General features: G+C 54.7%; 5 protein-coding genes and 2 pseudogenes. 5 read left to right on the top strand and 2 right to left on the bottom strand.

Going from position 1 to position 10186, the window contains the following annotated elements; translation table 11 throughout:
• Positions 1-31 precede the first annotated feature (31 nt).
• The 4 genes and pseudogenes from VGM55_RS27520 to VGM55_RS22445 form a co-directional block, all read left to right on the top strand.
• Positions 32-343 (top strand): annotated as a pseudogene (locus VGM55_RS27520) (FG-GAP repeat domain-containing protein); the annotation flags it as partial.
• Positions 344-355: 12 nt separating this feature from the next.
• A complete protein-coding gene (locus VGM55_RS22455) occupies positions 356-2119 on the top strand; it encodes an FG-GAP-like repeat-containing protein (RefSeq protein ID WP_414648303.1) in 1764 nt (587 codons plus the stop codon).
• A gap of 140 nt (positions 2120-2259) precedes the next feature.
• Positions 2260-4440 (top strand): type I secretion system permease/ATPase, encoded by a 2181-nt coding sequence (locus tag VGM55_RS22450; protein ID WP_154188963.1) that lies wholly within the window; start codon positions 2260-2262, stop codon positions 4438-4440.
• Entirely contained in the window at positions 4437-5612 is a 1176-nt protein-coding gene (locus VGM55_RS22445; RefSeq protein ID WP_154188962.1) for an HlyD family type I secretion periplasmic adaptor subunit, read from the top strand. Before VGM55_RS22450 ends, VGM55_RS22445 begins: the two co-directional genes overlap by 4 nt.
• Positions 5613-5642: 30 nt before the next feature.
• On the opposite strand, the gene VGM55_RS22440 is transcribed toward VGM55_RS22445, so the two are convergent.
• Complete coding sequence (locus VGM55_RS22440) at positions 5643-6494, bottom strand: hypothetical protein (RefSeq protein ID WP_331636747.1); 852 nt, start codon at positions 6492-6494, stop codon at positions 5643-5645.
• 457 nt (positions 6495-6951) lie between these two features.
• Here VGM55_RS22440 and VGM55_RS22435 point away from each other — a divergent pair, with 457 nt between their 5' ends.
• Positions 6952-7641, top strand: a complete 690-nt coding sequence (locus VGM55_RS22435; RefSeq protein WP_154188960.1) for a class I SAM-dependent methyltransferase — start codon at positions 6952-6954, stop codon at positions 7639-7641.
• 41 nt (positions 7642-7682) lie between these two features.
• Here the strand turns inward: VGM55_RS22435 and tynA are convergent.
• Positions 7683-9956: pseudogene (gene tynA, locus VGM55_RS22430) on the bottom strand (primary-amine oxidase).
• Positions 9957-10186: the final 230 nt, after the last annotated feature.

The following is a 10186-nucleotide window of genomic DNA, read 5'->3' as shown; positions in this document are numbered from 1 at the left end:
CAGCGCGACCAACGCCATTGCCGCAAGCTTTATGCTGGATGAGAACGGGATGTGGACGTTTGCCAGCAACCAGCAGTTCGCTACCTCGAACGACCGCAACAGCTACAGCGTGAGCGGGAACTTCTCGATGACCGGCAGCTACACCACCGGCGCCTATGCGGACATTAACCGCGACGGCCATGCAGATATGCTGGTGGAGAGCACTAACTACAACTATGTCACCCAGCTGATGAACAACGGTGACGGCACCTACACGGCGTCCAGCTCCGGCAGCAGCGCTACCGTGGGAACCTTGCTTTGGTACGGTGCCGTCGTGGCTCTCGACTTCCAGGGGGACGGCTACGTTGACTTTGTGATGGGGGATGCCGGTGGGCCAGACTCCAACACCTTTGTGAATAACAACGCCGGAAAACTGATGGGGGCTTCCAGCGGCGGAACCTACACCAACTTCGTCTCCGGGGCAAAAGTCGGCAACTACAACAGCCTGATTGAAACTTCCGGCGTTGATCTCAACAACGACGGCATGGTGGATGTCGCCCAGCACACGACTAACGGCGGTAATAACTATGCGCTGTCGACGATGTTTAACAAAGGGGATGGCACCTTCACCTGGAGCCAAAATTTCATCAACACGATGTACAGCGCAACGGGTTCTGTCGCGGCGAATAATGCGGTGAGCATGACCTGGGCGGACTTTGACGGCGACGGCTACATGGACCTCTACATGGGGATGTCACGAGCAGGCACCGGCGGTACGATGATGATGAACGATGGCAAAGGCAACCTGCTCGCGGGGACTGCGGTCGGTACCGAGAAGTACAACGGCACGGTTAGCGTCGCGGTGGACTGGAACCTCGATGGCCGGATGGACATCATCAAGCTGGCTAACAGCGGGCAGTCGTACATGTACACCAACGACGGGCTGAAGGGCGTAGCAAGCTTTACCTCGTCGACGTTCGGTTCGGCTGCCACCAGCCAAGTCTCCGGCGCAGCGCTGGTCGACTACGACTGGGATGGCGCGCAGGATCTGCTGATCTTCCGTCAGAACGGCAGCGTGACGTTGGAGCGGAACACCAACGCCGTGGCACCGGACACGGCCATTCACCTGAAAATTGTCGACAGCCAGGGCATTAACGTGTTCTTCGGCAACACGGTGAAGCTCTATAACGCGGCAGGTGATCTGGTGGCAAGCCAGGTGATTAACGCCCAGTCGGGGATCGGCATCAACGACGCTTCGGCGCTGGTGAGCTTCTACGGGCTCAACCCGAATGAAACCTACCATGCGGAGCTGGTGCGGGCGATCAACGGCGTTTCCAGCAACACAACCTGGGGCGGGTTAACTGCCGGTGATGGCAAAGAAAGCTATGCCCTGACGGCAGAGGCCGCGACCGGCGTACACGGAGGCACGCTCACAGGCACAGGCTACAACGATACGTTTATCGCCGAGCAGGGCACCTATGTCTACAACGGCGGCGGCGGCTGGGAAACGTCTTCCGATCGTCAGACCTGGAGCGCGACGGGCGGTATGGATGTGGTTGATTTCCGTCACTCGAGCGTGGGCGTCAGCGTCGATCTGGGTAAAACCGGGGCGCAGAACACCGGGTTTAATACCGCAACCTTTAGCAATATCGAAGGGATCGTCGGCTCCAGCCATGACGATGTGATCACCGGCAATAGCGGCAACAATACCTTTGAAGGAGGCGGCGGCAACGACACCTTTAATATCGGCAGCGGTGGACACGATACGCTGCTCTACAAGTTGCTGAACAGCACGGACGCTACCGGCGGTAACGGTCATGATGTGGTAAACGGCTTCAGCGTCGGGACCTGGGAAGGCACCGCGGACAGTGACCGTATCGACCTGCGTGAACTGCTACAGGGCAGCGGCTATACCGGCGATGCTTCGGCTCACTACATCAACGGCGTAGCACAGCTGGGTGCTGGTGCAGGCAACATCGGCGACTACATCAAAGTGGTACAAAACGGCAGCAACACCGAGATTCAGATTGACCGCGACGGCAACGGGAATGTCTTTGACCCGACAACCGTGGTGACGCTGAACGGGGTGCAGACCGATTTGGCCACGCTGCTGGCAAACCACCAGTTATTGGTTATTTAGCGCTAACGCCCGCCGGGCTTTAAGTCCGGCGGCATTTTAGCCGCTTATTTTTATTACCCGGTATAAAACATGTTTATGAAACAAGCCGTGGAAAGGACAACACCGGCGCTCTTTGCCACTTTCGCAGGACGTGAAACACGATGACTTCAACGCATTCCCGCTATGAACCCTGGCTGCAGGCCATGCTGGCGGTCGCACGCCACTACCGACTGGATTTCTCGGAAGAACACGTACGCGTTGCGGTTAACCAGGAAAGCCAAAGTCCTCATCACCTGGTGCTGGAAGACATGGCTCGCCAGCTCGGACTGGCCCTGCGCAGCATACCGGCGGATGTCACGCTTATCGATCCGTGGCGTTTGCCGCTGGTGGCTGAGCTTAATGATGGCCAAATGGCGGTGCTGACCCATATGGATAAGCACGGGCAGTTGAGCGTACAGCTTAGCGGCGATGGCGGCCTGGAAACCGTGGTCAGCCGTGAAGCGCTGGCAGAACGGCTGAAAGGGCTATTCCTGCTGCGTCCGCTGAATTCGATTCCCGATGCACGAGTGGACGACTACGTTAAGCCGTATCAGAAAAACTGGTTCTGGGCGCTGGCGCTGAAAGACTGGAAGCGGTACGGCGACATCATGCTGGTGGCGATGGCGGCTAACGTGCTGGCGCTGGCCGGGATGATCTTCTCCATGCAGGTCTACGACCGCGTGGTACCTTCGCAGTCGGTGCCCACCCTTTGGGTGCTGTTTGGCGGCGTGATGCTGGCCATCATCTTTGAATTTACGATGCGTATGCTGCGCGTCCATATTGCCGACGTCGTCGGAAAAAGGGCCGATTTGCGTATTTCTGACCGGGTGTTTGCCCGGGCATTGCGCATTAAAAACAGCGCACGCCCAAAATCAACAGGCTCTTTTATCTCGCAAATTCGCGAGCTGGAATCGGTACGTGAACTGATTACCTCAACGACGATCGGCACGGTGTCGGACATCCCGTTCTTCCTGCTGTTTGTTTTCATTCTTTGGCTAATCGGGGGGCCGCTGGTGTTTGTGGTGCTGCTGGCAATCCCACTGCTGCTGATCCCGGGCCTGCTGGTGCAGCGACCGCTGGCACATCTCTCAAATGAGGGAATGCGTGAATCGGCTATCCGCAACGCCACGCTGGTGGAGGTCGTGCAGTCCATTGAAGACATCAAGCTGCTGCGGGCGGAACAGCGGTTCCAGAATCAGTGGAATAATACTAACGACGTTGCCGCCGCGGTAGGCATGAAGCAGCGTTGGCTGACCAGCCTGCTGATGACCTGGACCCAGGAGGTGCAGTCGATTGTCTACGCCGTGGTACTGCTGGTGGGCTGCTATCTGGTGATCAACGGAGATATGACAACCGGCGCGTTGGTGGGCACATCAATCCTGGCTTCCCGTACCATTGCGCCGCTGGCGCAGATCTCTGGCGTACTGTCGCGCTGGCAGCAGGCGAAGGTGGCGCGTAAAGGGCTGGACGACCTGATGCAGCGCCCGCTGGACGATCCTGAACAGGGCAAAAAAGTGCATAAAGCGCATTTGCAGGGGAACTATCAGCTTAACTATGCGGCGTTTTATTACGATGAGGAAGAGAAGGTCAACGATCTGGATATTGCCAGCCTGACTATCCGCGCCGGTGAAAAAATTGCGCTACTTGGGCGCAATGGTTCAGGGAAAAGCACGCTCTTACAGCTGCTGGCGGGGATGCAAACGCCGCAGCACGGACAGATCCTGCTGGATGATATCAGCCTCGGCCAGCTCGATACCGCCGATCTCCGTCGCGATATGACCCTGCTAAGCCAGCAGGCTCGCCTGTTCTTCGGCTCGGTGCGCGACAACCTGACCATGGGCCGCCCGCTGGCGACCGACGATGAAATCCATCGGGCGCTGGCGTTAAGCGGCGCGTTAGGGTTTGTGCAGAAGCAAAAAAATGGACTCAACTACCTGATTAGCGAAGGCGGAGCCGGACTCTCAGGCGGCCAGCGTCAGGCGCTTTTACTGGCCAGAACGCTGATTCTGCAGCCGCAAATTTTGCTGCTGGATGAGCCGACGGCCTGGCTGGATGAAGTCAGCGAGCAGCAGCTTATCGCTAATCTTGCTCCGTGGCTGGGTAACCGCACGCTGGTGGTCGCCACGCACCGGCTACCGATTTTACAGCTGGTTGACCGTATTATTGTGCTGGATAACGGCCGTATAGTCATGGACGGCCCGCGAGATCATATCTTACAGCAGCACGGCATGATGGAGAAAAAGCCTGTGCCGCGCCGGACCGCGACGTTAAAACCGGCGAGTGCCACGGAGGAGCGGGTATGAATGACATTACGCGTTATAACAGCCGCCTGAAAGAGCCCGCGCTGCCACGGGCAAGCCTGGTGGCCTGGGCGCTGGGAGTGATGTTGCTGGTTTTCGTCCTCTGGGCAAATGTCTTCACGCTGGATGAAGTCACGACAGGTTCCGGGAAAGTAGTGCCGTCATCGCGTGAGCAGGTCATTCAATCCCTGGAGGGGGGGATCCTTTATGAGCTGGACGTACGCGAGGGCGATATTGTCGAGCGTGGCCAGGTGCTGGCGCAGCTGGACCGAACCAAAACCGAGTCCGGCGTACAGGAGAGTGAGTCTCGCCTGCATGCCGCGATGGCGACCGCCGCGCGCCTGAAGGCGGAGGTTGGCGCAACGCCGCTGGTCTTTCCCGACATGCTGCCTGGCGATAGCGAGCTTGTGCGCCAGGAAACGGCGCTCTATACCTCACGCCGCAACAGCCTCGAAAAAGGGGTGGCCGGGTTACGTGAGGCTATCTCGCTGGTGCAGCGTGAGCTGGCAATGACCCAGCCGCTGGTCAAACAGGGGGCTGCGAGCAGCGTGGAAGTCCTGCGTCTGCAGCGTCAAAAAAACGAGCTGGAGAACAAAATCACCGAAATGCAGAATCAGTATTACGTGCGCGCGCGTGAAGAGCTGGCAAAAACCAACGAGGAAATTGAAACCCAGCGTTCGGTCATGCGGGGGCGGAAAGACTCGCTGACCCGCCTGAAATTTACCTCCCCGGTGCGGGCGATTGTGAAAGGCATTGAGGTCACCACCGTGGGCGGGGTGATTCCTCCTAACGGCAAGCTGATGACGCTGGTACCGCTGGACGATCAGATGCTGATTGAGGCGAAAATCTCGCCGCGAGATGTGGCATTTATCCATCCAGGGCAAAAGGCGTTGGTGAAAATTACCGCCTACGATTATTCCATTTATGGCGGACTAAAGGGGGTAGTGACCACCATTTCACCGGATACGCTGCAGGATGAGGTGAAACGCGACGTTTACTACTACCGGGTATATATCCGCACCGATGTCAGCCAGCTGGAGAATCGGGAGGGGAAAACATTTCCGATCTTCCCGGGCATGATTGCCACGGTGGACATCAAAACCGGCAGTAAATCCGTGCTGGATTATCTGCTGAAACCACTTAATAAAGCCAAAGAGGCGTTAAGGGAAAGGTAATACAGAAAAAGCCGGCGAATGCCGGCTTTTTTATACTTCGGTTGGGTCGATATCCAGGCCATACAGAATAAATGAGAAGTAAAATCCAAAATAGGATTCAGCCATCTCCATAAAACTGTTATGAATTTCCAATACACCTTCACTATCTTCGCTAAATAACCCAGCCATAATGCCACAATTAACAATGCGTCTCAGGTGCATTCTCGAAACAGATAAATCCTTCGCTGTTTTATTATAGTTGGGACGCAGCCACCATCTCCCATCGTCATCCTGCCTGGCCATTAGGTATATTCTGAGGATAATAATATGTCCGGCATCTTTATCCACAAACATCGCGCTATTAGGCACCAGTCTGCTCAATATGACTTCATCAAATAGCAGGCGGGCACTGCGGTGAAAAAAGGCTTCGAAGATATGGGTATCCTCAAGAGCATGAATCGAAAGCGTATTTTCCGGCAGCAACATTTTCAGTGAAGGAATTGAGATCTGCATATAGCTGCGGGTTTCATCAAGACCTTTTGTGCTGGGGGTATACAGCAGCACCCGGCGGTCATCCTCACTTTTTTCCAGCGTCATTCTGCCGGTAATACGCAGTAACGTGACCAGTGAATTCACCGTATTTAGGCTGGTGAGCTCCATTTTTACGCAAAATTCTTTGATATCCGCGAGAACCGCCCGACGGTCGCTGTAGTGAAAACACAGCAGCGCCAGTACAACGTGAAAGCGCGAGCTTTGTAAAATGGTTTTATAAAAGAGCGGCTGCTTTTTATAGGTTATCAGCAGGGAGTCATAATGGTGTTGGATGGCCTCTCGAAAGCGGGGATGTTTTTTTATTTGCTGGCTGTACCTGGCTATGGTGTCTTGAAGTAGGTGTTGCGTCATATTTTTTCTCGGTATAAGCGACGAGATTATTACTCTGCGAAATGCGTGCCAAAGAAGAGATAAAAAGGCACATTACGCATAGTTTTATTTATTTGAATGCATATCAAATTCATTCGGGAGTATATCACTGTTGATTTATAATGAAATAAGATCCTCAGGATTTTGTCGATCTTTACTTTTGTCTTAACTAAAAATGCTTGTTTTGACCTGGGATGATATTTTTTCCATGGTAAGGAAATAAATATTCCGGTAAGGGAAGTGTTATTTCCGGTGTAGTCTTCCGCCAGAGTAAATATTATCAAGATGATAATTAAGGGCTGTCTGTCAATACCAGAACGGGGAGAAACGGATGGGGCGGAGGGAAAGAAAACCATTTTTAAAGTGACATTTCATGTGATATAGTAAGTTACATGAGTTTTGTCTATTTTTTCGCCGATCGCCAACCAAAGGGGACGTGATGAACGATACAAATGACATTTTCAACGCGGAATTCTCCCGCCAGTACGATGCCAGCGGCGAACGCCTGAAAGACATTTCAAATAATCTGCATTCGCTGATATCGCTCTTGCTGGGGAATTTAGCCAGTGATGCGAGGGTTCTCTGCGTAGGTATTGGCACCGGGACGGAAATCGTCAGGCTGGCACATCAGCACCCAGGGTGGCGGTTTACCGGCGTGGATCCTTCTCCCAATATGCTTGCCGTTTGTGCAGAAAAGCTTGAGCGAGAAGGGCTGAGCGACCGCTGTACGCTGATTGAAGGCCACGTTATCGACGTTCCTGAACGGGAAAAATATGACGCCGCTTTGTGTTTGCTGGTGGCGCATTTTATTCAGCACCCGCAGCGGGGGGGGATTTACCAACACATTGCCGACAGGCTAAAACCCGCCGGGCAGCTAATCGCCGCAGAAATTGCGGGTGACATGGTGGATCCCGGTTTTGACAGCCAGTTGAAAAATTGGGTTGCGCTGCAGCAGGCTTATACCCAACGCGAGCGGGACATTTCTGAGGTGAAGGCCGAGCTTAGTCGACGTTTGCTTCTTCTGCCGCCTCGTCAAACCGAAGCGTTGCTTCTTGACGCGGGATTTGCCAGCGCGCAGTCGTTTTTCCAGTCGCTGCTTATTCACGGCTGGCAGGCTATTAAGCCTTAGAGTGAAGACGCGGCGCGCTGAAATAACGCGCCGCAAACCGATTATTTACTGGTAATGTCCTCTGACTTCACAAGCGTTGGCGTTTCGTTAAAGAAGTTCCACGGCTTCAGCAGGGCATGTACCCACTCGGTCGGCATGATGGGCCACTCTTCGGCGCGGGCGATATGCGTGGTGCCGGTGGTTAACCAGACGACGTTGTCCGTGTTTTCCAGCGACTGATTGTCTTTAGTGTAAGCGCCTAAGCCGGTGTCGTGCGCGGAGCGGTTCGGATATTTGCCTTCGGAATAGCGTTCATCCGGGTTATAGCGAGTCACCCACAGCTGTTTATCCATAAAGCTCAGACGGTGGTAAATCCACTCGTCCGGGGCAAACTTCGCCCCGGTTGCCACCGGGTGAGTCCCTCCTGCGTAAGGAATCAGCTGATAGGAAACCGGGTTACCCATGCGGTTTTCTTTGTTCGGGTTGCTGAGCAAACGGACGGTGCCCGGGTCAAATTTCTGCGCCGCGTCCTGCTCGTTTTTAATCGCATATTCATTGGTTTGCATCGTACTTGTGCGTGGGCCGCCGCGGGTGTTCGGCTTCACCACCGGATCGATAGCGGTCAGGCTGTTGTTTTCGCCGTCGACGTCCAGATCCAGGCGGAAGTTATAAATATGCTGATGGGTCGTGCCGACAATATTGTGGTCGATAAGCGTCCCGTAGCGGGTATCTTCTTTCGCGGTGGCATCGTGCATGGTTTTGGCCTTCACGCCTTTTACCGCTTCGATGCCGGTCGCGCCTGCATCAATGCCGATGGTGCCGTTCTGGTGGAAGACCCAGTCAAAGATGTAGTCGTAGTTGCCGACGGTGCTTATCCAGCGAATCACCAGTTCGCGGCGTTCGCTGCTGACGTTCGGCTGGCCCATCTCCTGGTGCTTATACTCCGGCCCGGCGTAGCGTTCGAAAACCGCAATGGCGCGCGGAATCGTGGTTGGTTTGCCGGTGTAATCGGCCAGGGTTTCGTCCAGCAGGACGGCGTTGGCCGGCGCATCTTTGCCGCGTACGATAGGCGAGGTCAGCGTGCCCATGCCGTAATCCCCGGCGTCCAGGTAAGCTTTAAAATACCAGCCGATATCCGGGTCGCCATACGGCACAATCATCCCACCGAGCGACCCTTCATACATGATTTTCCGTTTAGTGCCGTTGTCGTTGTAAGTCACGGTGGAAATAATCGGACCAACGCGGGAATTCAGCCGCAGGTGCAAATCCCAGTTTTGCCAGCGGATCGTGTCGCCGGTAATGGTGTAATTTTTGCCTTCTGGCTCAATGATATTCAGCGGTTTCAGGTTGGCAGCCTGCCGGTCACGTCCATCATAAGGGCGCGGGGTCATCGGCACAGGAATGACCGGACCTTCCTCAATTTTGATGATTTTTTTCTGCTCGAGATCCACCACGGCCACCAGGTTTTCAATCGGGTGCGCCCAATAATTGCCGTCGCCGACGTCAAGATAGCTCACCACTTTCAGCAGGCGCCGATCCTGCTTCAGGCCGTCCTTGCCGTCGAAATAGCCGACGGTAAGCGGGGTAGTGACCACTTTTGACGGATCGCTGATGCCGCGTTTTTTCACCGCATCGGCGAACTCTTTGCTGTTGTTGATTATCGACTGTACGCTGGCAAAATCGTCCAGCAGCACCATGCCCTGAGCGCCTTCAATCGGTTTCCAGCTTTTCACCTTTCCGGCGGCCAAATCTACCGTGGCTTAAATAATATGCCGGCCGTCAAGCATGATGACGTCCGCCTCACGCGGCTGGCTGACGCTGGTGCCGTCCATCACAAACTTCCAGATTTGCTCCTTCGGCGGCTCGCGCAGGGAAATCTCGGTAAAGCGAATATTCGGCTTGTAGCCCGCCGCGGCTTTGATTATCTCCACCGTTTGATTAATTTCGTCGGCGCTCAGGGAGTTGAGCGGGTGCGGTTTTTTCTCGACCGCAAAGGTTTGATCCAGCCCGGACTGGAACACTTCATTGATAAACCCTTCGGAGATAAACGCCGTTTTGTCTTTAAAGGTAACCGGGACTTCAAGCGTGAGCGTTTTGCCATTCACGATGGCGGAGGTGGCGTTAGGCTTCACCTTCACGTAGGCACCGTCTTTGACGATGGTAAACATCTGCGCGTAATCGTCCCACTGGACGTCGGCACCAAAATCCGCGAGCGTTTTTTGCATTGGCACCATATGTGCCTCGCCGCCGTGGGCAAAAGCAGGGGCGTTAATCCCCGCCGAGGTCAGAAGCGCAATAGCCAGCGCCAGCGCTTTTTTTCCCGTTTTCATTGTCATCGCTTTCTCACCTTAAACGTGCGTTGTGTTGTCATGTGCGTGCTGGATAAAGACTGTCGGATTCAACATAACAACTTCCGCCGGGGCTTCCCTTGTATTCCCTGCCAAGTGTTTTGCTGTGGTTGCCAGAATGTGGAATTGGGAAGAGTTGTTACTCCGGGTCGATGAGCTTCGGGTTAAATTCAGCCCTCACCCCGGCCCTCTCCCGGAGGGAGAGGGGGAAAACAAAA

This window comes from Cedecea sp. (assembly GCF_036500665.1).
Taxonomy (GTDB): Bacteria; Pseudomonadota; Gammaproteobacteria; order Enterobacterales; family Enterobacteriaceae; genus Cedecea.
Note: the sequence above shows the minus strand (reverse complement) of the source record. Positions and strands in the feature narration are given on the sequence as shown.

Bases quoted from the DNA above. Each gene is read 5' to 3' on its own strand.
- VGM55_RS22440 (WP_331636747.1), bottom strand. From the start codon at position 6,494: ATGACGCAACACCTACTTCAAGACACCATAGCCAGGTACAGCCAGCAA.
- VGM55_RS22450 (WP_154188963.1), top strand. From the start codon at position 2,260: ATGACTTCAACGCATTCCCGCTATGAACCCTGGCTGCAGGCCATGCTG.
- VGM55_RS22455 (WP_414648303.1), top strand. From the start codon at position 356: ATGGGGGATGCCGGTGGGCCAGACTCCAACACCTTTGTGAATAACAAC.
- VGM55_RS22435 (WP_154188960.1), top strand. From the start codon at position 6,952: ATGAACGATACAAATGACATTTTCAACGCGGAATTCTCCCGCCAGTAC.
- VGM55_RS22445 (WP_154188962.1), top strand. From the start codon at position 4,437: ATGAATGACATTACGCGTTATAACAGCCGCCTGAAAGAGCCCGCGCTG.